23 protein-coding genes, 1 pseudogene and 1 riboswitch are annotated in these 21,014 nt (G+C 75.7%); of the genes and pseudogenes, 13 read left to right on the plus strand and 11 right to left on the minus strand.

Annotation, left to right across the window (positions count from 1 at the left end; genetic code table 11):
- The first annotated feature begins 18 nt into the window (after window positions 1–18).
- Window positions 19–711 (plus strand): DsbA family oxidoreductase, encoded by a 693-nt coding sequence (locus ACI789_RS16345; RefSeq protein WP_457010422.1) that lies wholly within the window; start codon window positions 19–21, stop codon window positions 709–711.
- Between the two features lie 133 nt (window positions 712–844).
- Here ACI789_RS16345 and ACI789_RS16350 read toward each other — a convergent pair whose 3' ends face one another.
- Window positions 845–1,087 (minus strand): acyl carrier protein, encoded by a 243-nt coding sequence (locus ACI789_RS16350; RefSeq protein ID WP_456916527.1) that lies wholly within the window; start codon window positions 1,085–1,087, stop codon window positions 845–847.
- A gap of 76 nt (window positions 1,088–1,163) precedes the next feature.
- Window positions 1,164–1,394, minus strand: a complete 231-nt coding sequence (locus tag ACI789_RS16355) for a hypothetical protein (RefSeq protein WP_457010423.1) — start codon at window positions 1,392–1,394, stop codon at window positions 1,164–1,166.
- A 73-nt stretch (window positions 1,395–1,467) separates the two neighbouring features.
- On the opposite strand from ACI789_RS16355, the gene ACI789_RS16360 reads away from it, so the two are divergent.
- The 5 genes from ACI789_RS16360 to ACI789_RS16380 all read left to right on the plus strand — a co-directional run bounded on the left by ACI789_RS16360 (window position 1,468) and on the right by ACI789_RS16380 (window position 6,244).
- Window positions 1,468–1,824: an ArsR/SmtB family transcription factor gene (locus ACI789_RS16360; protein ID WP_457010424.1), complete on the plus strand. Its 357-nt coding sequence runs from the start codon at window positions 1,468–1,470 to the stop codon at window positions 1,822–1,824.
- The gene (locus ACI789_RS16365) at window positions 1,821–2,339 is read left to right on the plus strand and encodes an SRPBCC family protein (protein ID WP_457010425.1); all 519 of its coding nucleotides are present in this window, start codon (window positions 1,821–1,823) and stop codon (window positions 2,337–2,339) included. Before ACI789_RS16360 ends, ACI789_RS16365 begins: the two co-directional genes overlap by 4 nt.
- Window positions 2,340–2,581: 242 nt before the next feature.
- Entirely contained in the window at window positions 2,582–4,396 is a 1,815-nt protein-coding gene (locus ACI789_RS16370) for a phosphoenolpyruvate carboxykinase (GTP) (RefSeq protein ID WP_457010426.1), read from the plus strand.
- Between the two features lie 232 nt (window positions 4,397–4,628).
- The gene (locus tag ACI789_RS16375) at window positions 4,629–5,843 is read left to right on the plus strand and encodes an MFS transporter (protein WP_457010427.1); all 1,215 of its coding nucleotides are present in this window, start codon (window positions 4,629–4,631) and stop codon (window positions 5,841–5,843) included.
- Complete coding sequence (locus ACI789_RS16380; RefSeq protein ID WP_457010428.1) at window positions 5,840–6,244, plus strand: rhodanese-like domain-containing protein; 405 nt, start codon at window positions 5,840–5,842, stop codon at window positions 6,242–6,244. The genes ACI789_RS16375 and ACI789_RS16380 overlap by 4 nt, the downstream gene beginning before the upstream one ends.
- Window positions 6,245–6,251: 7 nt before the next feature.
- Here ACI789_RS16380 and ACI789_RS16385 read toward each other — a convergent pair whose 3' ends face one another.
- Complete coding sequence (locus ACI789_RS16385) at window positions 6,252–7,301, minus strand: nitronate monooxygenase (RefSeq protein ID WP_457010429.1); 1,050 nt, start codon at window positions 7,299–7,301, stop codon at window positions 6,252–6,254.
- Between the two features lie 114 nt (window positions 7,302–7,415).
- Between ACI789_RS16385 and ACI789_RS16390 the strand changes: the two genes are divergently transcribed.
- Window positions 7,416–8,081, plus strand: a complete 666-nt coding sequence (locus ACI789_RS16390) for an acVLRF1 family peptidyl-tRNA hydrolase (protein ID WP_457010430.1) — start codon at window positions 7,416–7,418, stop codon at window positions 8,079–8,081.
- A gap of 158 nt (window positions 8,082–8,239) precedes the next feature.
- On the plus strand, window positions 8,240–10,705 hold the full coding sequence (locus ACI789_RS16395) for a transglycosylase domain-containing protein (protein ID WP_457010431.1): 2,466 nt from the start codon (window positions 8,240–8,242) through the stop codon (window positions 10,703–10,705).
- A gap of 23 nt (window positions 10,706–10,728) precedes the next feature.
- Here ACI789_RS16395 and ACI789_RS16400 read toward each other — a convergent pair.
- From ACI789_RS16400 to ACI789_RS16410, 3 genes and pseudogenes are all read right to left on the minus strand, one after another.
- Window positions 10,729–11,511, minus strand: a pseudogene (locus ACI789_RS16400) (YhjD/YihY/BrkB family envelope integrity protein); the annotation flags it as partial.
- Between the two features lie 61 nt (window positions 11,512–11,572).
- Window positions 11,573–13,129, minus strand: coding sequence for a phytoene desaturase family protein (locus tag ACI789_RS16405; protein ID WP_457010432.1), 1,557 nt, complete (start codon window positions 13,127–13,129; stop codon window positions 11,573–11,575).
- Window positions 13,130–13,159: 30 nt separating this feature from the next.
- Window positions 13,160–13,339 carry a hypothetical protein gene (locus ACI789_RS16410; protein WP_457010433.1) on the minus strand — a complete coding sequence of 60 codons (180 nt, stop codon included), beginning with the start codon at window positions 13,337–13,339 and terminating at the stop codon, window positions 13,160–13,162.
- Between the two features lie 200 nt (window positions 13,340–13,539).
- Window positions 13,540–13,683, plus strand: a riboswitch (cyclic di-AMP (ydaO/yuaA leader).
- 15 nt (window positions 13,684–13,698) lie between these two features.
- Between ACI789_RS16410 and ACI789_RS16415 the strand changes: the two genes are divergently transcribed.
- Together ACI789_RS16415 and ACI789_RS16420 are read left to right on the plus strand one after the other, a co-directional pair.
- Complete coding sequence (locus tag ACI789_RS16415) at window positions 13,699–14,742, plus strand: C40 family peptidase (protein WP_457010434.1); 1,044 nt, start codon at window positions 13,699–13,701, stop codon at window positions 14,740–14,742.
- Between the two features lie 151 nt (window positions 14,743–14,893).
- A complete protein-coding gene (locus tag ACI789_RS16420; RefSeq protein ID WP_457010435.1) occupies window positions 14,894–15,274 on the plus strand; it encodes a YrdB family protein in 381 nt (126 codons plus the stop codon).
- On the opposite strand, the gene ACI789_RS16425 is transcribed toward ACI789_RS16420, so the two are convergent.
- Window positions 15,252–15,797, minus strand: coding sequence for a hypothetical protein (locus ACI789_RS16425; protein WP_457010436.1), 546 nt, complete (start codon window positions 15,795–15,797; stop codon window positions 15,252–15,254). The genes ACI789_RS16420 and ACI789_RS16425 overlap by 23 nt on opposite strands.
- A gap of 214 nt (window positions 15,798–16,011) precedes the next feature.
- On the opposite strand from ACI789_RS16425, the gene ACI789_RS16430 reads away from it, so the two are divergent.
- Window positions 16,012–16,338, plus strand: a complete 327-nt coding sequence (locus tag ACI789_RS16430; RefSeq protein WP_457010437.1) for a DUF3817 domain-containing protein — start codon at window positions 16,012–16,014, stop codon at window positions 16,336–16,338.
- Window positions 16,339–16,349: 11 nt separating this feature from the next.
- A complete protein-coding gene (locus ACI789_RS16435; protein ID WP_457010438.1) occupies window positions 16,350–17,675 on the plus strand; it encodes a serine hydrolase domain-containing protein in 1,326 nt (441 codons plus the stop codon).
- A 40-nt stretch (window positions 17,676–17,715) separates the two neighbouring features.
- Here the strand turns inward: ACI789_RS16435 and ACI789_RS16440 are convergent, their stop codons facing one another.
- Genes ACI789_RS16440 through ACI789_RS16450 form a run of 3 tightly spaced genes read right to left on the minus strand, consistent with a single transcriptional unit; the run spans window position 17,716 to window position 19,888 of the window.
- On the minus strand, window positions 17,716–18,234 hold the full coding sequence (locus tag ACI789_RS16440; protein ID WP_457010439.1) for a hypothetical protein: 519 nt from the start codon (window positions 18,232–18,234) through the stop codon (window positions 17,716–17,718).
- Window positions 18,235–18,261: 27 nt separating this feature from the next.
- Entirely contained in the window at window positions 18,262–19,335 is a 1,074-nt protein-coding gene (locus ACI789_RS16445; protein ID WP_457010440.1) for a hypothetical protein, read from the minus strand.
- A 37-nt stretch (window positions 19,336–19,372) separates the two neighbouring features.
- Window positions 19,373–19,888 carry a hypothetical protein gene (locus tag ACI789_RS16450; RefSeq protein WP_457010441.1) on the minus strand — a complete coding sequence of 172 codons (516 nt, stop codon included), beginning with the start codon at window positions 19,886–19,888 and terminating at the stop codon, window positions 19,373–19,375.
- 163 nt (window positions 19,889–20,051) lie between these two features.
- Here ACI789_RS16450 and ACI789_RS16455 point away from each other — a divergent pair, with 163 nt between their 5' ends.
- Window positions 20,052–20,303: a DUF3253 domain-containing protein gene (locus ACI789_RS16455; protein ID WP_457010442.1), complete on the plus strand. Its 252-nt coding sequence runs from the start codon at window positions 20,052–20,054 to the stop codon at window positions 20,301–20,303.
- Window positions 20,304–20,541: 238 nt separating this feature from the next.
- On the opposite strand, the gene ACI789_RS16460 is transcribed toward ACI789_RS16455, so the two are convergent.
- Window positions 20,542–21,014, minus strand: a 473-nt coding sequence (locus ACI789_RS16460) for a DUF222 domain-containing protein (protein WP_457010443.1), incomplete at its 5' end; no start/stop codon positions are given.

The raw sequence follows: 21,014 nt of genomic DNA on the forward strand, positions 1-21,014 counted from the left end.
CGGGTGTTGGGGGCGGTCGTGCGCATCGAAGTGTGGTCCGACGTCGTCTGTCCCTGGTGCTACATCGGCAAGCGGCGGCTGGAGGCCGCGCTGGCCCGGTTCCCCCACCGCGACCAGGTCGAGGTCGTCTGGCGCTCGTTCCAGCTGGACCCGACGGCACCCGAGGGCCAGACCTCCGCCGCCCTGCCGGCGCTGGCCGCCAAGTACGGCCGCAGCGTCGAGGAGATGCGGCAGATGCAGCGGCGGGTCGAGCAGATCGCCGCCGAGGAGGGGCTCGAGTACCACCTCGACGAGGGCCTCACCGGGAACACCCTGCTCGCCCACGAGCTGATCCACCTGGCCGCCGAGCACGGTCTGCAGGGCGCGGTGAAGGAGCGCCTGCTGCACGCCCACTTCGAGGAGGGCCGGTCGGTGTTCGACGTCGACTCGCTCGCCGCGCTCGGCGTCGAGGCCGGCCTGGACGAGGCCGAGGTGCGTGCTGCGCTGGCCGACCACCGCCACCGGCCGGCGGTGCACCAGGACGGCCGGACCGCCCAGGCGCTGGGCGCGACCGGCGTCCCGTTCTTCGTCGTCGACCGGAAGTACGGCGCCGCCGGTGCCCAGCCGGCCGACCTGCTGCTCCAGGTCCTGGAGCGGGCCTGGGCCGACGCCCACCCCCTCGAGACGGTGCCCGCCGCCGACGGCTGCACCGACGACACCTGCGCCGTCTGAGAGAGGACCCCGTCCTCCCCGCCCTTCGCCGGCTCAGGGCGGTGCCCGGGACGGGCCGGCGGCGAGCCTCTGGACGGGGCCGGGAACGACGACGGCCGCCTCCCGACAGTGAGAGGCGGCCGTCGTCCCGGCGTCACTGGGTGGCGGGGCCGCCCTGTTCTGTGCCGGAGATCTGGCGCAGGAACTCGTGGCAGCGCTTGGCGCGGGCGGAGTCCTGCTCCATCACCTCGCGGAAGAAGCCGGCGATGTCCTGCAGCCCGGCGTTCTCCGCGTCTCGGACGTACTGGCCGTAGTCGTGACCGGCCTTGAGCGAGTGGTACTGCACCGAGATCAGGTCGTAGGTGACGTCCTCGAACCCGGTCTCACCGGTGGCCATGGCGACCTCCTCGTCTCGGAACGGTGGAGACCCGACAGTTCCCGCGCCGGGAGCGGCGGAAACGGACCGCTCCGTCTCAGTCGCGCGGCGACTCCGAGAACGCGCCGCCGGTCACGTCCCCGCCGTCGTCGCCGGAGTCCGCCCCGCCAGGAGGCAGCCGCTCCTCGGACATCTCCTCCTCGCCGCTGACCGCGGGGTCGTCGGCGGCGGAGGCGAGGTCGTCCCCCTGTCCCTGGGCGCCGGGGTCGGCCTGGAGGGTGCGGGGGTCGTTGAGCGGGTCCGGGACGTCCGGGTCGGTGACGGTCATGCCCACCCCGTGCCCTGACCCGCCGCCGGGCAACCCCTGGGCAAACGCGTAACTGATGTGTTACACATCCGTCGTGGAGGCGCTCGCTGCCCTCGCCGACCCGACCCGCCGCGAGCTGGTCGCCCTGCTCGCGCAGGGTGAGCTGGCCGCCGGGGAGCTGGCGGGCCGGTTCCCGGTGAGCCGCCCCGCGATCAGCCGGCACCTGCGGGTGCTGCGCGAGGCGGGCCTGGTCACCTGCCGGGAGGAGGGGCGGCGCCGCCTCTACGCGCTCGACCCGCGACCGCTGCGGGAGCTCGACGAGTGGCTGGAGCCCTACCGCGACCTGTGGGCCCGGCGGCTGGACGCACTGGACACCGAGATCGCCCGCGGCCGGCGGGCCCGAGAGGGGCGGGGGGCCTCGGCACCCCCGCAGAGCGGAGACCCGACGTGACACAGCAGAAAGTGCCCGCCCGCCGCGGCGTCGTGACCACCGAGCCCGACGGACGGCGGCGACTGGAGTTCCGCCGGTCGTGGCCCGACCCGATCGAGGACGTGTGGGGTGCGCTCACCGAGCCCGAGCGGCTGGCCCGCTGGATCGGCCGCTACGACGGCGCGCGGGGCGCCGGCGCGACCGGCACGTTCACGATGACCCACGAGCAGGAGCCGGCGAGCGAGTCGGTGCGCATCCTCGAGTGCGACCCGCCCCGCCGGCTGGTCCTGGAGTGGACCCTCGGCGACGAGCCGTGGCGGGTGGAGCTCGACCTCTCCACCGACGGGACGACGACCACGCTGGTGTTCACCCAGGTCTTCCGCGCCGGGTTCCCCGTCGGGGACGTCGCCGGCGGCTGGCACTGGTACCTCGACAAGCTCGACGCCGAGATCACCGGCGGGGCGGGCCCGGGGGAGTGGGAGCCCTTCTGGGCCGAGGTCGGCCCGCACTACGGCAGCGGCGAGTCGGCCGGCTGACCCGATCGGCCCGCGAGGGTCCCCGGGCGCGCAGGTGACGACCAGGGACCTTCGTCCCATCGGGTAGACGTCTTATACGTAACATCTCTCACGGTTACAGTGGACGTCCCCGCTTGTACGCTGACCGGACCCGACCTCCAGTCGGCGCCCGTGGCGCCCGGCGGTCGGCTGTCAGCTGAGCAGGACCAGCAGCAAGGCGCCGGCGGTATGTCCGTCCGGCGTACCCAGAGGATGGAGACGCCGTGACTTCCGTGGCCACCCCCGGTCTCGACAACGCACCCACCACGCACCCCCGGCTGCTCGCCTGGGTCCGTGAGATGGCCGAGCTGACCACCCCCGAGCGGGTCGTGTGGGTCGACGGGAGCGACGAGGAGTACGAGCGCCTCACCCAGCAGCTGGTCGACGCCGGCACCTTCCGGCGCCTGGAGAAGAAGCCGAACTCCTTCTGGGCGGCGTCGGACCCCAGTGACGTGGCGCGCGTCGAGGACCGCACCTTCATCTGCTCGGTCGACGAGGCCGACGCGGGGCCGACCAACAACTGGATGGCCCCCGACGAGATGAAGTCGATCATGACCGGGCTGTACCGCGGCTCGATGCGTGGCCGGACCATGTACGTCATCCCGTTCTGCATGGGTCCGGTCGAGGCCGAGAACCCGATGTTCGGCGTCGAGCTCACCGACTCGGAGTACGTCGTCGTCTCCATGCGCGTGATGGCCCGCATCGGCGGCCGCATCCTCGAGGCGATGGGGGACGACGCCGACTTCGTCCCGGCCATGCACTCCCTCGGCGCCCCGCTCGAGCCGGGCCAGCAGGACGTGCCGTGGCCGTGCAGCACCACGAAGTACATCTCGCACTTCCCCGAGGAGCGGGCCATCTGGTCCTACGGCTCCGGGTACGGCGGCAACGCGCTGCTGGGCAAGAAGTGCTACTCGCTGCGGATCGCCTCGGTCATGGCCCGCGACGAGGGCTGGCTCGCCGAGCACATGCTGATCCTCAAGCTGACCAGCCCGCAGCAGAAGACCTACTACATCGCCGCCGCCTTCCCGTCGGCCTGCGGCAAGACCAACCTGGCGATGCTCGAGCCGACCATCCCGGGCTGGAAGGTCGAGACCCTCGGCGACGACATCGCCTGGATGCGGTTCGGCGAGGACGGCCGGCTCTACGCCCTCAACCCCGAGTACGGCCTCTTCGGCGTCGCCCCCGGCACCGGCTGGGACACCAACCCGAACGCCATGCGCACGGTCGAGAAGGGCAACTCGGTCTTCACCAACGTCGCCCTCACCGACGACGGCGACATCTGGTGGGAGGGCATGACCGACGAGCCGCCGGCCCACCTCACCGACTGGAAGGGCCGCGACTGGACGCCGGAGAGCGAGGAGCCCTCCAGCCACCCGAACAGCCGGTTCTGCACCCCGATCACCCAGTGCCCGATCCTGGCGCCGGAGTACGAGGACCCGAAGGGCGTGCCGATCTCGGCGATCCTCTTCGGCGGCCGCCGCAAGACCACCATCCCGCTGGTCACCGAGGCGCGGGACTGGAACCACGGCGTGTTCATGGGCGCGACGCTCTCCTCGGAGACGACCGCCGCCGCCACCGGTGCCGTCGGCGTCGTCCGCCGCGACCCGTTCGCCATGCTGCCGTTCATCGGCTACCACGCCGGTGACTACGTCCGGCACTGGGTCGAGACCGGCAAGGCGCACGACGCCGCCAAGCTGCCGCGGATCTTCTACGTGAACTGGTTCCGTCGCGACGAGGACGGCGGCTTCCTGTGGCCGGGCTTCGGCGAGAACAGCCGGGTCCTCAAGTGGGTCGTCGAGCGGCTCGAGGGCACCGCGGCCGCGGTGGAGACCCCGATCGGCCACGTCCCGACCGCCGACGCCCTCGACGTCGCCGGGCTGGACATGACCCCGGAACAGGTGGAGAAGGCCCTCGCCGTCGACAAGGACGAGTGGCGCGCCGAGGTCCCGCAGATCACCGAGTGGTTCCAGAAGTTCGGCGACAAGCTCCCCAGCACGATGTGGGACGAGCTGGCGATCCTCGAGCACCGTCTCGCGTAGGAGAGGACCCCCTGCCCCCGTCGCTCGCAGGCTCGCGGCGGGCCCCGCAGGGGCCACAGGGCCCCGCACCGGTCAACGGCGACCGGTGCGGGGCCCTCTCGCGTCCCGCCCGGCGTGTCGGCGGTCCCGGCACGCTCCCACGAGGCCGGGGGGACCGAGGTCGGATAGCGTCACCTGACGTCCACACCCGCCGGCTCAGCGCCGAGCCGCCCGACGACAGGCATCCCCGCCCGTGCCCAATCCGTATCTGCACGTGCTCCGCACGCCGCACGCACTGCCCATGGTGCTGGCCGCGTTCATCGGACGGCTGCCGCTGTCCATGGTGGGCCTCGGCTCGGTGCTGCTCATCGCGTCGGAGAGCGGGTCCTACGGCTACGGCGGGGCGGTCGCCGCCACGGGAGCGGTCACCACCGCGATCTCCGGGCCGCTGATCGGACGGTGGGCCGACACCCACGGCCAGCGCCGCACCCTCTTGCCGGTGCTGGCGGTGTTCGTCGCGGCCGGCTGCGTCTTCCTGCCCGCGGTCAAGGACGACTGGCCGCGCTGGGTCGTGTTCGTCTCGGCCGGGGTCGCCGGCGCCTGCATCCCGCCGGTCGCCTCCATGATCCGGGTGCGCTGGACCCACCTGCTGCGCGGCACCCACCGGCTGCCGACGGCGCTGGCCATGGAGTCGGTGGTCGACGAGTTCGTCTTCATCGTCGGCCCGGTGCTGGTCACCTTCCTCTCCACCACCGGGCACGCCACGTCCGGCGTGGTCACCGCGTTCACGCTCGCCGTCATCGGCAGCCTGCTGTTCGCCGCGCAGGGCCGCACCGAGCCCCCGCCGCACGGGCACGAGGCGCGCACCGGCCCGCGGGCCATCCGCAGCCCCGGGATCCGGGTGCTGTTCGTCGTGGGCGCCGCGGTGGGCGCCATCCTCGGCACGCTGGAGATCGCCCTGGTCGCCTTCGCCGACGAGGTGGGCGCGATGTCGCTGTCCGGCGTGCTCATCGCCGCCCTGGCGGTCGGCTCCATGGCCAGCGGCATCGGCTGGGGGACGGTGCACTGGCGCTCGCCGCTGCGGCTGCGCCTGGCGGTCGTGCTGGTCGCGCTGACCGTGCTCAGCGTCCCGCTGCTGCTCATCGGCAACATCTGGGTCATGATCCCGTTCGTGATCGTCGCCGGGATCGCCGTCTCGCCGTCCCTGATCAGCTCCTTCACCCTCGCCGAGCTGCTGGTGCCGCGGTCGGCGACCACCGAGGCGTTCACCTGGATCGGCACCGCGCTGGGCCTGGGCGTGGCCGTGGGCGCCTCGGTCGCCGGCAAGGTGGTCGACGTGTCCGGGGCCAACGCCGCGTTCGCCGTCGCGACGGTCGCCGCCCTCGTGGCCGCGGTCGTCGTCGCCGCCGCCCAGCGCGTGCTGCACGTGCCCGCCGAGCACGCCACCGAGCCGGCCATGGCCCGATGAGCACCGACCGACCGACGGGGGCCCGCACCATCGACGAGCTGCTCGAGGAGGCTCGCGGCCGCATCGACCGCGTGGAGCCGGCCGAGGCGGCGCAGCGGTGGGCGGCCGGTGCGCTGCTGGTCGACACCCGCCCGGCGTTCCAGCGGGACGCCGACGGCGAGGTGCCCGGCGCGCTGGTCGTCGAGCGCAACCACCTCGAGTGGCGGTTCGACCCCGCCAGCGACGCCAAGCTGCCCGAGGCGACCGGTTACGACGTCGAGGTCATCGTGATGTGCAACGAGGGCTACTCCTCCAGCCTGGCCGCGGACTCGCTGCGCGCCCTCGGCCTGCACCGGGCCTCCGACGTCGTCGGCGGCTACCAGGCCTGGCGGGCCGCCGGCCTGCCGACGACGCGCGACTGACCGCCGCTCAGCCGGGCCGCGGCGCGCGGTCGAGCGCGGCCCGGGCCTCAGCCGCCAGCCGGCGGACCAGCTCCCCGGCCGGCACCGCCTCGGCCAGCGCGGCCGACTGCCCCGCCCACAGGTGCAGCTCCTCGACCTCCCCGGCGGCCCGCGCCGCGGCCCGGACCGGGGCGGTGAGCAGGTGCACCTCGGGATAGGCCGCCGGGGCGGTGTCGCCCAGGTCGCGGACCGCGTCGTTGACCAGCGCCCGGGCCCGGCGCCCGGTGAACGCACGGGTGACCGCGGTGGGCCGGGCCTCGGCCAGCGCCGCGGCGTGCACCGGCGCGGTGCCGGCCTCCGGCGTCGGCAGGAACGCGGTGCCCAGCTGGGCCAGCGCCGCCCCGGCGGCGAGCACCGCGGCCACGCCCGCGCCGTCGGCGATGCCCCCGGCGGCGACCAGCGGCAGCGGGGACACCCGCCGGACCAGCGTCAGCAGCGGCAGCAGGCCCAGCTGGGCGGGCTCCTCGTCGGACAGGCCGCCGCGGTGCCCGCCCGCCTCCCACCCCTGGACGACGAGCCCGTCGGCGCCGGCCGCGGTCGCGGCGGCGGCGTCCTCGGGCGAGGTGACCGTGACCCACACCGGCAGCCCGGCGTCGTGCAGGGCGTCGAGCGCGGCCGCGGGCGGCAGCCCGAACGCGAACGAGACGACGGCCGGGCGCAGCTCGCGCAGCAGGTCCACCTTGGCGGCGAACCCGTCGTCGGTGTGGGCGGGCGTGCCGGGGGAGACGCCCAGGCGGGCGGCGCGGGCGGCGATGCTCTCGGCGTAGGCCGGCACCCGCGCGGACTCCTCCGGCCGCTCGGGCACCGGCGCGAACACGTTCACGCCGAACGGCGCCCCCGTGCGGCCCCGGACCTCGGCCACCTCCGCGGCGACCTGCTCGGGCGTGCGGTAGCCGGCGGCCAGGAAGCCCAGCCCGCCGGCGTCACCCACCGCGGCGACCAGCGCCGGCGTCGACGGACCACCGGCCATGGGCGCGGCCACGATACGGGCGGGGACCGGGAGCAGCGGGAGGGGCACGACCGCGAGCCTGCCGCGCACCGGCGTCCCGGCTCAAGGCGGGGTCGTGTCGGTCCCGCGCCCTACGATCCGCGCCGTGGGTCCCTCCCGTGCCGCCGTCCCCCGTCCGCGCCGGTGACCCGTCCGCGCCCCGCGGCCGGCGGTGGTCGCCTGCTGCGCGTCCCGCCTGAGCGGCTGGGCCGCTGGCTCGACGGCGTGGCCACCCGGCACGGGCCGTTCGCCCCGGCGGAGCTCGACGAGGGGTCCGTGCGGATCACCTGCGCGGACACGACGACGGTCACCCTGCGCGCGCCGTTCCCGTGGCGGCCCGGCCCGGCGCTGCTCACCGCGTTCTCCGCCGCGGCGCGGCAGCCGCACCGGGCCGCGGTGCTGCTGGTCCGGCGCGGGCGCTGGGCGGTCGGCGTGTTCGACGGCGCCGACCTGCTCGTCTCGAAGGTCGACGCGCGGCTGGTCCAGGGCCGGACCGCCGCGGGCGGGTGGAGTCAGCAGCGGTTCGCGCGGCGGCGGGCGAACCAGACCGACGCCGTCGTCACGGCCGCCGCCGACACCGCCGTCCGGGTACTCCTGCCGCACGCCGGCGACGTGGCCGCGCTGTTCACCGGCGGGGACCGCGGGCTGGTCGACGCCGTGCTGGCCGACCCGCGGCTGCGGGCGCTGGCGGCCCTGCGCCGGGGCCCGGCGCTGGAGGTCGGCGAGCCGACCAAGGAGGTGCTGCTCGCCACCCCCGAGCAGTTCCGGGCGGTCGCCGTCCACCTGGTGGAGCCGGGGGACCGGCCGTGAGCCAGGAACGCGCGCCGACGACCGCGGGGACCTGCCCGAGGTGATCACGGGGTGAACACCCGCTCACGCTCGGGCGTCGGAGGCGGGCGTGCTCGGCGCGGGTGGTTGTGGACGGTCGAGTTCTCTGTTCCAGTGACCCCCGTCACGGAAGGGGGCCCATGGACCTGCGCGCGGAGGCACGGGTCAGGACGCTGCTCAAGCTGGCCGCCACGGTCGTCGCGGCCGGGGCCCTCCTCGCGGCGGTCCTGTTCCCGTGGGTCGGCGGCCCGTCGCTGGCCGCCCAGCAGTCGACCAGCCTCTTCGGGGACCTCCCCACCGAGCTGACCGTCGACCCCCCGGCCGGCAACACGGTGCTGCTGGCCGCCAACGGCGAACCGATCACCTACTTCTACGACGAGAACCGCGCCCCGGTGGCCGGCGACCAGATCGCCGAGGTCATGAAGCAGGCGATGGTCGCCATCGAGGACGCCCGCTTCTTCGAGCACCACGGGCTCGACGTCCAGGGCACGCTGCGGGCGCTGATGACCAACCTCGCCGCCGGCGGCGTCCAGGAGGGCGGCTCGACGCTCACCCAGCAGCTGGTCAAGCAGACCCTGCTGCAGACCGCGCAGACCGCCGAGGAGCGCAGCGCCGCCACCGAGCAGACGGTGGGCCGCAAGCTGCGGGAGGCGCGGCTGGCGCTGGCCCTGGAGGACACCTACGCCAAGGACGAGATCCTCACCCGCTACCTGAACATCGTGTACTTCGGCCAGAACGCCTACGGCGTGCAGCCGGCCGCCCGCGCCTTCTTCGGCGTCGACGCCGCCGCGCTGACCCTGCCGCAGGCGGCCCTGCTGGCCGGGCTGGCGCAGAGCCCGACCGCCGACGACCCGTTCACCAACCCCGAGGCGGCCACCGAGCGGCGCAACGAGGTCCTCTCCCGGATGGCCGAGCAGGGCCGGGTCGGCCAGGCCGAGGCGGCCGCGGCCCAGGCCGCACCGCTGGGGCTGGCCCCGGCCCCGGCGCCGCCCCGCGGCTGCGTCCAGGCCGGCGTCGGCGCGTTCGTCTGCGACTTCGTCCAGCGGTACCTCATCCAGGAGCTCGGGCTCACCCAGGAGCAGCTGGACAACGAGGGCTACGTCGTCCAGACCACGCTGGACGTCGACCTCCAGCGGGCCGGTGACGCCGCCGTCCTGGAGACCCTGCCGATGGGCGACCCGCTGGCCGCCATGTTCACCGCCGTCGAGCCGGGCACCGGCCACCTGCTCGCGATGAGCGTCAACCGGGTCTTCGGCTACGACAGGGAGGACCCGGCGCAGGAGTCGTTCAACCTCAACGCCGCGCCCAGCAAGGGCTCCGGGTCGACCTACAAGGTGTTCACCGCCGCGGCCGCGCTGGCCCGCGGCTACTCCAGCTACTACACGCTCACCACGTCCGACCCCTACGTCTCCCGGGTCTACCGCGACGGCGCCGGCCGGTACGACGTCGAGAACGTCGGGAACTACCGGTCGACGCTGGACATGACCACGGCGCTCTACCAGTCCTCCAACACCTACTTCCTCGGCCTGGAGGACGCGCTGGGCAGCGTCGAGGAACCGGTGCGCATGGCCGAGCGGATGGGGCTGTTCCAGTTCAGCGACCCCGCGCTGCCGCAGCAGATCATCGACGAGAACCGCGGCTCCTTCACCTTCGGCGCCGAGGCGACCAGCCCCCTGGCGCTGGCCAGCGCCTACTCCACGCTGGCGGCCAGCGGCACGCAGTGCGACGTCGTCCCGGTGACCGCCGTCCTCGACCGGGACGGCGAGCCGGCCATCGGCCCCGACGGGCAGCCGCTCGCCCTCGGCGACCGGTGCACCCCCGAGGCGATCCCGCCGGGGGTGGCCACCACGCTCAACCAGATGCTCGTCAAGGACGTCGCACCCGGGAACCCGGGGCAGACCGGGGCCCGCGCCCACGTCCCGGGTCACCAGATCGCCGGCAAGACCGGGACCTCGCAGGACAACGACTCGATCGCCTTCGTGGGCTACACGCCCGAGATCACCGCCAGCGTGATGGTGCTCAACCCGAAGCAGAAGCAGAACGTGGGTGGCTTCGGGGGCGGCAAGGCCGCGACGGTCTGGCGCGACGCCATGGCGCCGGTCCTCGAGGCGCGCGGCAGCGGGGAGTTCCCGCCGGCCGACGAGGTCGTGCAGAACGGCAACACCCGGCCGGTCCCGGGCTGCACGTCGGTGCGGCGCTGCCAGGCGGCGCTGTCCGACGCCGGGTTCCTGGCCACGACCGTGCGGGTGGACAGCGCCCGCGAGGCCGGCACCCTGCTCGGCACCAGCCCGCCGCGCGGCGGCCGCGCCGTGCCGGGGCAGCAGGTGTCGATCCTGGTGAGCAACGGCGCCGACTACGTGGAGCCGGCGCCGCCGCCGCGGCGGGCGCCGGAGCCGGAGGAGCCCCCGGCGCCCGAACCGGAGGACTCCCCGGCGCCCGAGGAGCCCGCCGACCCGCCGCCGGAGGAGGAGGCGGAGCCGGCGCCGACGCCGGACGAGGCGGACTCCGAGGAGGCCGACGAGGGCGACTCCGAGGACGGCGGGGACGACGAGGGCGAGTCCGACGGCGGGGAGGTGTTCGAGGGCGGCTCCGACGACGAGGGGTGACCGGCACGCAGGCGCTCGTCGAGGGACTGGGTGAGCAGCCAGCCCCCGATGACCACCAGGTGCAGCAGGAACAGCCACAGGCTGATCGCCACCACCGCGCCCACCACGGTCAGCCCGCCGAACGGTGCCCCGAGGGCCAGGGGCAGCGCCAGGAACAGCACGAAGCCCTGCAGGAAGCCCGACAGGCAGGCGGCGGTGAACAGCGCGCCCGAGACCAGGGCCGGCCAGCGCAGCCGCCCGGCGGCGACCACGCCGAAACCCCACAGCAGCGGCACGGTGAGCGCGAAGAGGACCGTGTAGTAGCCCACCGCCAGGCTGCCCAGCCGGTTGCCCCGCTCGGTGAGCTCGACCATCGCCGAGGCCGCCAAGAGCAGCGGGTACAGGAGCAGGGGGGTGGCGGCGACCAGCGGCAGCCCCAGCAGCCGGCCCCGCCAGCCGGTCAGCGTGTCCCGGCGCGGGGTGAAGCGCAGCAGCGCCCGCCGCAGGCCCTCGCCGTAGAACGACAGCGGCAGCAGGGCCAGGACGACCTCGAGCAGCCCCATCCCCACGCCCGCCCGGACCAGCGCGCGCAGCGCCTCGGGCGCACCCAGCTGCGCCGGGAGCAGCCCGGCCAGCCGCCCAGCGAGGTCGCGGACGGTGCCCGCGGAGGTGACCAGCGCGGTCAGGCGGACGGCGACCAGCAGCAGCGGCACCACCGCGATGCCGGCGTAGAAGGTCAGCCCGGCCGCGATCAGCGCGAGGTCCCGGCCGTGCAGCCGCCGCGCCGCGCCGCGGATCAGTGCCCGGGTCTCCCGCCGCAGGTCCACCCGCCCATGGCACCAGGTCCGGGCCGATCCCGCCGGACGGGGTCCTGCTGCCGGTCCTCCCTCAGCGGCGGTCGAGCAGCGCGCGGGCCGCGGCGTACCCGCCCAGGCCGCTCACGGCCCCGCCGCGCACCGTCCCGCCCGAGGAGGCCGCCACCACCCGCGGGTGCGCCGTCGCCGCGCCCCAGGTGCCGACCTCGGCGGGCGTCGCGGCGACCGGCCAGGACAGGTCGCCGTGGAAGATGTGCCCCCCGGGCATCGCCAGCGACTCCTCGACGTCCAGCGGCGAGGCGGCCTGCAGGCAGGGTTCGCCGGTGGCGTCCCGGACGAGGCAGTCCAGCAGCGGCTCCTCCAGGTGCGCGTCGAGCTGGGAGACCACCCGCCGCACGGCCTCCCGGCGGGTGCCGACCGGGTCCTCCCGGAACAGCGCCGCCGGGGTGTGCAGGCCGAACAGCGTGAGCGTCTGGTGGCCGGCCGCCCGCTCCTGCGGCCCGAGGATCGACGGGTCGGACAGCGAGTGGCAGTAGACCTCGAACGGGATGACGTCGGGCAGCCGGCCGGCGGCGGCCTGCGCGTGGGCCGCGTCGAGCTGGCCGGCGGCCTCGTCGACGTGGAACGTGCCGGCGAACGCGACGGCCGGGTCCACCCCCGACCGCAGCCGGGGCAGCCGCGCCAGCACCATGTTGACCTTGAGCTGGGCGCCGTCCGGGGTGGTCCGCGGGGCGACGCCGAGCAGCCGGTCGAGGACGGCGGGCGCCGCGCCGGAGACCACCCGCCCGGCGTCGACCGCCCGCTCGGTGCCCTCGTCGTCGGTCCAGTGCACGGTCACGCCGTCCGGACCCGGGTCGAGCGCGGTGACCGTCGCCCGGGTCAGCAGCTCCGCTCCGGCCCCGCGGGCGGCGGCGGCCATCGCCCCGGTGACCGCGCCCATCCCGCCGACGGGCACCCGCCACCGGCCGGTGCCGTTGCCGACCAGGTGGTACAGGAAGCAGCGGCCGGCCAGGCCGTCGGCGGCGTGCACGTCGGCGAAGGTGCCGATCAGCCCGTCGGTCAGCGCCACCCCGCGGACGACGTCGTGGGAGAGCTCGTCGGCGACCACGTCGGCGAGCGGCCTCTCGGCGAGGTCGTGCCACAGCTGCGGGTCGCGCAGCCGTCCGGCCAGCTGGTCGGGGGAGAGCAGGGGCTCGGTCAGCGTGGGGGCGAGGTCCTCGGCGAGGTCGGCCAGCCGGCCGTAGAAGCGCCGCCACCCGGCCAGCTCGTCGTCGGACCCGGTGAGGTCCCGGAAGGAGGCGGCGGTGGCGGGCCCCTCGTCCCGCTCGACCAGCAGGCCGGTGTGCCCGGGGACGGCGGTGTAGGAGGCCACCGCGCGGTCGGCCAGGGTCACCTCCAGCCCCAGGTCGGCGACGATCCGGTCGGGCAGGAGGCTGACCAGGTACGAGTACGCCGACAGCCGGACGTCGACGCCCGGGAAGACCTGCCGGCTGACCGCGGCGCCGCCGACCTGCTCGAGCCGCTCGAGGACCAGCACCGACCAGCCGGCGCGGGCGAGGTAGGCCGCGGCCACCAGGCCGTTGTGACCGGCCCCGACGACGACGGCGTCGTACCTGCTGCGTGCGCTCACCCGGCGGACCGTAGCGGGTCCGGCGGGTGCTCAGCCGCCCTGCGTGGGAGCGTTCTCGCTCTCCGAGCAGTCAGCCCGGTTGCTGCCGGCCTCGGCGGCGCCGCAGTCGGTGGTGCCGCGGTCGACGTCGGTGTTGGAGTTGTTGGTGCTGCTGCACCCGGCGAGCGCCCCGGCGATGGCGAGCACGACCAGAGGTCGCTTGAGATCCATGGAGGGCACATACCCGCCATCGCGGTGGCGACCCCACGTGTCTCTTCCGCCACAGCCGCCCCGGGGACCTGCGCGGTCGAGTCGAGAGTCCACGAAATCACAGGCCGGTAATTGTCACGGCAGGGTCACGGCGCTTACGGTGTGTGCGTCCGCCGGGGCGCTCCGTCACCGCAATGGGTGACACCCCGCGGTCGCCGCCGAGCCGGTTCCCTCCTCCCCGGGGGAGCCGGGCCGGGGACCCACCGCAGCACTGGGGTGAAGCACGCACGGCCTCGGCCGGGCGCGCCGGGCGCCTTCCCGCCCGAACCCGTCAGCTAACTCGGTAGGCGGCTCGTGGAAGAACGGAGAGCCGCCACACCATGGCGTCCGCTCGCGCCGCCCGGCGCGCTGCCCTCGTCCTCGCCGCCGCCGTCGGCGTGGCCTTCGTCCCGACCTCGGCCGGTGCCGAGGAACCGGCCACCGCCCAGGAGGCCGCGACTCTGGTCGCCGCCCGCGGGCACGACCTCGAGGTCGTCACCGAGCAGTTCAACGAGGCCCGCGAGGCGCTCGCCGCCCAGCAGGCCGCCGCCCAGGCCGCGGCGGCGAAGGTCGCCGACGCGCAGGCGGTGGTCGCCGCCGCGCAGCAGCAGGTGACCGGCGTCGCCCGAAGCGCCTTCACCGGCGAGAGCATGGGGTCGCTGCAGGCGCTGATGACCAGCGGCTCGGCCGACGAGTTCGTCAACCGGGTGACCCTGCTGCAGACCGTCGCCGGCCACCAGGGCGAGGTGCTCGGCCAGGCGGTCGCGGCCGGCGAGGCCGCCACCGCGGCCCAGGCCGAGGCCGACCGGGTCGCCGCCGAGGCACAGCAGTCCTACGACGCGGTCGCCAAGCAGCAGGCCGACCTCCAGGCCCAGATCGCCGAGTACCAGGCCGACTACGCGCGGCTGACCGCCGACGAGCGCCGCGCCGCCCTGGCTGCCGCGGCCACCGCGCACGGCGGCGAGGAGCGGGCCAGCCGCGGCGAGCGTCCGGCGTCGACCGGCGGCTCGGCGCCCGTCGTCGCGGCCAGCGGTTCGATCCAGGCGGTCATCGACACGGCCATGGCCCAGCGCGGCAAGCCCTACGTCTGGGCGGCCTCCGGCCCGGGCTCCTACGACTGCTCCGGCCTGGTGCAGTACGCCTTCCGCGCGGCCGGGATCAGCCTGCCGCACTCCAGCCGCATGCAGTCGCAGATGGGCCAGCAGGTCTCCCGCGCCGAGGCGCGCCCCGGTGACCTGGTCGCCTTCTACAGCCCGGTGAGCCACATCGGCATCTACATCGGCAACGGCCAGATGGTGCACGCGCCGACCTCCGGCGACGTCGTCAAGGTCGCCAGCGTCGACGTCATGGGCGCCACCCCGCAGTTCAACCGCATCGCCGGCTAGCGGCTGCCCCCCGGAGCCCCCGGAGCCCCCGGAGCCCCCGGACGCCACGTGCGTCCGGGGGCTCCGTCGTGTCCGGGACTTGACGGTCCCGGCGCCGGGTGTGAACACTGCTCTCGTATCAGAGCGTCGTTCACCACGGAGGGGGCCCGAGATGGTGCAGGCATGGCAGTGGACCTGGGCGGGCGTCGCCTTCGCCACCGAGCTCGGCGCGCTGGCCGCCCTCGGCCTGTGGGGGTGGAGCGCCGGCGGGACGACGGCGCTGCGGTGGCTCCTGGCCCTCGGCGTCCCCCTGACCGCGGCGCTGCTGTGGGGGCTGTTCGCCGCGCCGCAGGCCGTGGTGCAGGTCGCGGCGCTCGCCGTCCTGACGAAGGTGGTGGTCTTCGGGGCCGCCGGCGCGGCCCTGCTCGCGGCCGGGTCGCCGCGCGCGGCCGCCGTCCTCGTCGTCGCTGCGGTGCTGGGCAGCGTGCTGTCCGGGCCGCTGACCGCGCAGCCGGCGCCCCAGGCCGCGGTCAGCGCGCCGCCGGCCGGCTGACCTCCTGCAGCAGCCCCCAGACGAACCGCGCCCGGACCCCGCCGGGCAGGTGCACCTCCCAGCGGGTGACCACGCCGGGGTCCACGCTCCGCGCGCCCGGCAGCCCGACGACGTCGTCCAGGACGTGCTCCCACACCCGCAGCCGGCCGGCCGTGGCGCGAGGCACCGGCGAGCCCGGCGCGCGCACCAGGTGCTCCTGGAGCACGGAGCCGCCGGGGGCGGAGAGCACCTCCCAGTACAGGTGCGGCCAGAGCGGCAGCGGCCAGCGGCGGACCTGCAGGTCCAGGTCGCCGAAGCGGCGGTCCTCGAGCTCCTCGGGCGGCCCGAGGACGGCGGAGCGCAGGGCCAGCCCGCGCGGTGCCCGCGGCGAGTGCTGCAGCGCCTGCCACCGGGTGTGCGCGGCGTGCGCCTCCGCCCGGGTGGCGCCGACGCGGGGCAGTGCCTCGGCGACCAGGTCGGGGCGCAGGTCGGCCATGCGGCGCAGCAGCACGAGGCAGAACTCCCGCCGCGCCAGCCCTCGCACGGTTCCCGACCCTGCCACGGGTCGGCCGACGGTCCCGGGAGCACCGCAGCGGGCGCTGCGGGCGCTGCGGGCGAGGAGCGGACCCGGACCGGAGGACGAGGAGGAGCGGGGGCGCCGGGTGCGGGCACCGTCACACCCGCGGGCCGGGACCATCGGGGGCCGGCCCGCGTTGGACCCCCTGGACCTGCACCCGACCGGAGGACCCGCGCTCCCGATGAACCCCCGCACCGCCGCCACCGCGTTCCGCGTCGTCGCCGTCGCCGAGGCGCTGTCCTGGCTGGGCCTGCTCAGCGGCATGTACGTCAAGTGGGTCCTCGGCACCTCCGAGGTGGGCGTGCAGGTGTTCGGTCCGATCCACGGCGGGGTCTTCGTCGTGTACTGCCTGCTGGCGCTGCTCTGCGCCCGGGTGCTGCGGTGGTCCCCGGTCACCCTGCTGCTGGCCCTCGCCGCCTCGGTGCCCCCGTTCGCCACCGTCTGGTTCGAGCGCTGGGCGCGGCGCACCGGCCGGCTGCCGGGCCGCGAGGTCGCGGCGGCGAACTAGCGTCTGGGGCCATGCCCGAACCGGTCCTGCCGTCCACCGCCCGCACCCTGCTCGCCCGCACCGCCCGGGTGCAGCGCGAGGGCCGGGCGCCCAGCCTGGTCGCGGGCGTGGTCCGCGGGGGCGGGCTGGCCTGGTCGGCCGGGCGCGGGGACGTCCCCGAGCCGCACACCGACGTCCAGTACCGGCTGGGCTCGATCAGCAAGACCGTCACCGCGGTCGCCGTCCTGCGGCTGCGGGACGAGGGACGCGTGGACCTCGACGACCCGCTCGACCGGCACGTGCCGGGCACGCCGCTGGGGGACCGCACCGTCGGCCAGTTGCTGGCCCACCTCGGGGGAGCGGCGGCGGAGAGCCCCGGGGGCTGGTGGGAGCGGACGCCGGGCGTCTCCCTGGAGGAGCTCGACCTGGACGACGAGCACGTCGTCCTCGGGGCCGCCCGCCGGTTCCACTACTCCAACCTCGGGTTCGGCCTGCTCGGTGAGCTGGTCGCGCGGCAGCGCGGCCGGGCGTGGGAGGACGTCGTCCGCGAGGAGGTCTTGGCCCCGCTCGGCATGACCCGGACGACGCCGCGCCCGGCGGCTCCGGCCGCACAGGGGCACGCGGTGCACCCGTGGGCCGACGTCGTCCTGCCCGAACCCGAGCACGACGCCGGCGTGATGGCCGCCGCGGGCCAGCTGTGGGCGACGCTGGCCGACCTCGCCCGGTTCGCCGTCTTCCTGCTCGGCGACACCGGTGACGTGCTGGACCCGGCCACGCTGGAGGAGATGACGGTGCCGGGCGGCGTGGACTCCTCGGTGCCGGGGTGGTCGGCCTACGGGCTGGGCCTGCAGGTCATGCGGGTCGAGGGGCGCACGCTGGTGGGGCACGGCGGGTCGATGCCGGGGTTCCTCGCCGGGGTCTTCGTCGACCGGGAGGAGCGGACCGGGGCGGTGTCGCTGGCCAACGCCACCAGCGGCCCCGAGCCGGTGGTGTTCGGGCTGCTCGCCGACCTGCGGGCGGCCGAGCCGCGGATCGTCGAGCCCTGGACCCCGGCGCCGTCCCCCGTGCCGCTGGAGGACCTCGGGATCTGGTACTGGGGGCCCGCGCCGCACGTGCTGCGCGCCCTGCACGGCGGGCTGCTGCACCTGGGGCCGCTGCCGGGCCGGCCCGGGCGGGCGAGCCGCTTCGTCCGTCAGGACGACGGCACGTGGGTCGGGCTGGACGGCTACTACGCCGGCGAGCCGCTGCGCTTCGCCCGCGACCACCTGGACCTGGGCACGTTCGTCTTCACCCGCACGCCCTACGACCCGGAGGCCCCGGTGCCCGGCGGCGTGGACGAGCGCGGCTGGCGGCACTGAGCCGCCGACTGAGCCGCCGGCCGATCCAGGCGCGGTCGGTCTAGGCGCGGTCGAAGGCGTCCATCGTCGTCTTCAGCACCGCGCCGTAGACCAGGTGCGGGACCAGGTCGCTGACCCAGTCGGTGGTCGACCACGTCCGCGGGTCGGTGATCCCGAGGGCGGTCATCGGGCCGTTGGCGGCGACCAGGATCCCGGCCGTGGTGAGCAGCGTGCCGACCAGCGGCTGGGACCGGAACCCGGCGGCGCGCGCCAGCCCGACGACGACGCCGACACCCACGCCGGCGACCAGGCCGGTCAGCGGGCCGAGCCCCTGCACCCGGTTGTCGCGGGTCTCGCCCTCGCCGGGGATCGGCAGGTGCACCTTCTCGGCCAGCTTCTCCACCGTCTGCTCCGGGGTGGAGCTGGTGCCGCGGCCGCGCACGGCCATGTCGACGTAGGTGACGGCGTTGAGGGCGGTGCTGGCCGCCGCGCCCGCCGCGGCCCCGCGCAGCGCCCATCCGGGCACGCTGATGCCGCGCCGTCCCTTGCCGATCGTCCCCACCGGGGTGCGCTTCGCCATCGTCGCGCCCTACCCGGCGCCCCCGGGTCACACGCGCGGGACCGGGCGGCAGAGGAACTCCGCCAGCAGCCGGGCGCACCGGCCGATGGTCTCCCGGTGCTGGACCTCGTAGCCGTGCGTGCTCAGCGTGGGCAGGGACAGCAGCGCCGCCCGGGCTGCCTGCCCGGAGCTCTTCGACTGGGAGGCGTCGGAGTCGAAGGCCTCCCAGACGGCGGCCCGCGGCTCGAGGCCGAGCTCGCGGCCGAGCGCCACCAGGTGGTCGGAGAGCCGCTTGTCGTAGACGACGGCGTCGTCGGCGTAGGCGACCACCGGGCCGGAGTCGGCCGGCACCCCGTACTCCGCCTCGGCGGGACCGACGTCGAGGGCGAGCGTGATCTCCCCGGGCAGCGTGCGGCTGGCGTAGGCGGCGCCGATGCCGCCCATCTCCTCACCGGTGGTGCAGACGAGGTAGACGTCGGCCGGCGGGCGCGCGCCGCGCTCGCGCAGCAGCCGGGCCGCGGCGACCAGGGTGGTGAGGGCAGCCCGGTCGTCGAGGAAGTAGGAGCCGACGAAGTCCGCGAACTCCACCAGCGTGCGCCGGCTGCGGTGGACGCAGACGCGGGTGCCGGGGTGCACGCCCGCGGCGGCCAGCTCGCCGGGGGTGCGGCCGGTGAACGCGGCGACGTGCCGCCACTCCATGGCCTGGTCCCCGCCGTCGGGCTTGGTCTGCCACACCTGGGTGGTCTCCGGGGTGGTGTGCTCCGAGCCGAGCAGCAGGACGGCGGTGAGCGTCTCCGCGTCGCCGAGCACGGTCAGCGGCCCGAGCCCGAAGTTGCCCGGGTACATGGTGCCGAGCTGGCTCAACCGCAGGGAGCCGTCCGGCTCGACCCGCTTGACGATCATCGACAGCTCGTCCATGTGGGCCATCACCCGCACCACCGGGGCGTCTTGCCCGCCGGTGCCCCGGACCAGGCCGACCAGGTTGCCCGCGTCGTCGACGTGCAGCTCGTCGACCAGCGGGCCCAGCTCCCGCCGGCAGACCTCCCGGACCTCGTCCTCCTGGTCGCCGGGGCCGTAGGCGTACAGCAACTCCTGGAGCAGCGCGCGCTCGTCGGGGGACACGGTTCTCCTCGGTGCGGGGCGGACGGGTCCGCCGCACCTACCCGTCGGCGTCCCCGGGGTAGTCCTCGAAGCACGCCGAGCCGTCCGGGTCGACCGTGATCCGGCCGGGCCCGGCGTCCAGGCCCGCGACCGCGACCACGACCGGCCGCAGCCGCGGCCGCGCCACCTCGCGGTACAGGAAGGCCCACACGTCGTCCAGGACGCCGGTGCTGCCGCGGGCGCGGAAGGCGTGCTCGGCGCCGTCGACCGCGAGGACGGCGGACCTGTTCCCGTCGAAGCGCAGCCGCGCGGCCACGGGCGGACCCCACTCGGCGCGGAGCACCGCCAGCTCCTCGGCGTGCCGGTCGCGGTGCCGACGGGTGAGGAGACGGAACTGCTGGTCGAGGACGACGGTGGCCGACACCGTGTCCAGCCCGAACTCGCGCCTGAGGCCGTCCAGCGCGGCCTCGTCGTCCGCGGCGTCCTGCAGGACCCGCACGAGGCGGACGGGATCGGCCAGCGCGGTGTCGATCGCGGTGAGGGCGGCGAGCCGCTGCGCGCGGGCGTCGGTCACCGGGGCGCCCGCCGCTTCCGCAGGACCCGCCGGCCGCGAGCGCGGCCGGCGCCCACCTGGCCCCCACCAGCGAGGACGTCGTCCGGTGCACGAGCCGGAGCATCCTCCCCGTTGGCCGCCGCGGCCAGTGGCGGGTGCGTGGGGTCGGGGGCACGCTGACCGCGTGGACGACGTCGGCACGCGGCTCGAGCAGGCGATCGTCGCGCTGCTCGCAGACCGGCGGGTCGACGCGTCGATCTGTCCCTCGGAGGCCGCCCGCGCGGTCGACCCGGCCGGCTGGCGGGACCTCATGCCGGCGGCGCGGGACGCGGCAGGCCGGCTCGCAACTGCGGGCCGTGTCGTGGTGACCCAGGGCGGTGCGGTGGTGGACGTCGAGACGGCCCGCGGCCCGGTCCGCATCCGCAGGCCCGGCTGAGGACCCGGCTCGGCGCTCGTCCCCTGGACCGTGGACGCGCCCTGACCCCTCCGACGCCACCTGGGTCGAAGGGGTCAGGCCGCCGCGGGCAGCAGCGGGCCAGCCCGCTGCGGAGCTGACGCGCCACCCCGTCGATCGGGCACGCGCCGACGCCCGACGCCGAACGGATCGGGTCGGGTGGGTCAGGCGGCGGCCGGCGGAGCGGAGCGGCTCAGGCCGCGGCGGGCCCGGGGTGGGGTCAGGCGGCGGCGGGGAGTAGCGGGCCGGTGTGGATCGGGGTGCCGTCGGGGCGCCAGGTGCGCCATCGGCCGTCGGGTTGTCGCTCGACGCGGAAGCCGTGGTGGACCTTGGTGTGGTGCCGCTCGCACAGCAGCGCCGAGTTCTCCAGGGACGTGTCGCCGCCGTTGATCCACTCCAGCACGTGGTGCACGTCGCACCACCAGGTGGGAGCGCCGCAGCCGGCGAACACGCAGCCGCCGTCGCGGACCTCCGCGGCGCGGCGGATGTGCGGTGGCACCAGGCGGGCGGTGCGGCCGTAGTCCAGTGGCCGCCCGTCGGGGCCGAGCACGATGCGGGTGAGCTGTCCGTCGCAGGCCAGCCAGCGGGCCCGCGCCGCGGAGATCACCGCCCCCGACGCCAGCTTCCCCGTACCCGGCCCGGTGGCGGGGTCCACCAGGTCCTCGATCCCGATCTGCACCAGCACGTGTGGCT

It is taken from the genome of Geodermatophilus sp. SYSU D00965, from assembly GCF_054050075.1.

What these genes read in the sequence shown, in the direction of transcription:
- ACI789_RS16350 (WP_456916527.1), bottom strand. Translation starts at nt 1,087, where the DNA reads ATGGCCACCGGTGAGACCGGGTTCGAGGACGTCACCTACGACCTGATC.
- ACI789_RS16355 (WP_457010423.1), bottom strand. Translation starts at nt 1,394, where the DNA reads ATGACCGTCACCGACCCGGACGTCCCGGACCCGCTCAACGACCCCCGC.
- ACI789_RS16380 (WP_457010428.1), top strand. Translation starts at nt 5,840, where the DNA reads ATGAGCACCGACCGACCGACGGGGGCCCGCACCATCGACGAGCTGCTC.
- ACI789_RS16395 (WP_457010431.1), top strand. Translation starts at nt 8,240, where the DNA reads ATGGACCTGCGCGCGGAGGCACGGGTCAGGACGCTGCTCAAGCTGGCC.
- ACI789_RS16410 (WP_457010433.1), bottom strand. Translation starts at nt 13,339, where the DNA reads ATGGATCTCAAGCGACCTCTGGTCGTGCTCGCCATCGCCGGGGCGCTC.
- ACI789_RS16415 (WP_457010434.1), top strand. Translation starts at nt 13,699, where the DNA reads ATGGCGTCCGCTCGCGCCGCCCGGCGCGCTGCCCTCGTCCTCGCCGCC.
- ACI789_RS16420 (WP_457010435.1), top strand. Translation starts at nt 14,894, where the DNA reads ATGGTGCAGGCATGGCAGTGGACCTGGGCGGGCGTCGCCTTCGCCACC.
- ACI789_RS16430 (WP_457010437.1), top strand. Translation starts at nt 16,012, where the DNA reads ATGAACCCCCGCACCGCCGCCACCGCGTTCCGCGTCGTCGCCGTCGCC.
- ACI789_RS16435 (WP_457010438.1), top strand. Translation starts at nt 16,350, where the DNA reads ATGCCCGAACCGGTCCTGCCGTCCACCGCCCGCACCCTGCTCGCCCGC.
- ACI789_RS16440 (WP_457010439.1), bottom strand. Translation starts at nt 18,234, where the DNA reads ATGGCGAAGCGCACCCCGGTGGGGACGATCGGCAAGGGACGGCGCGGC.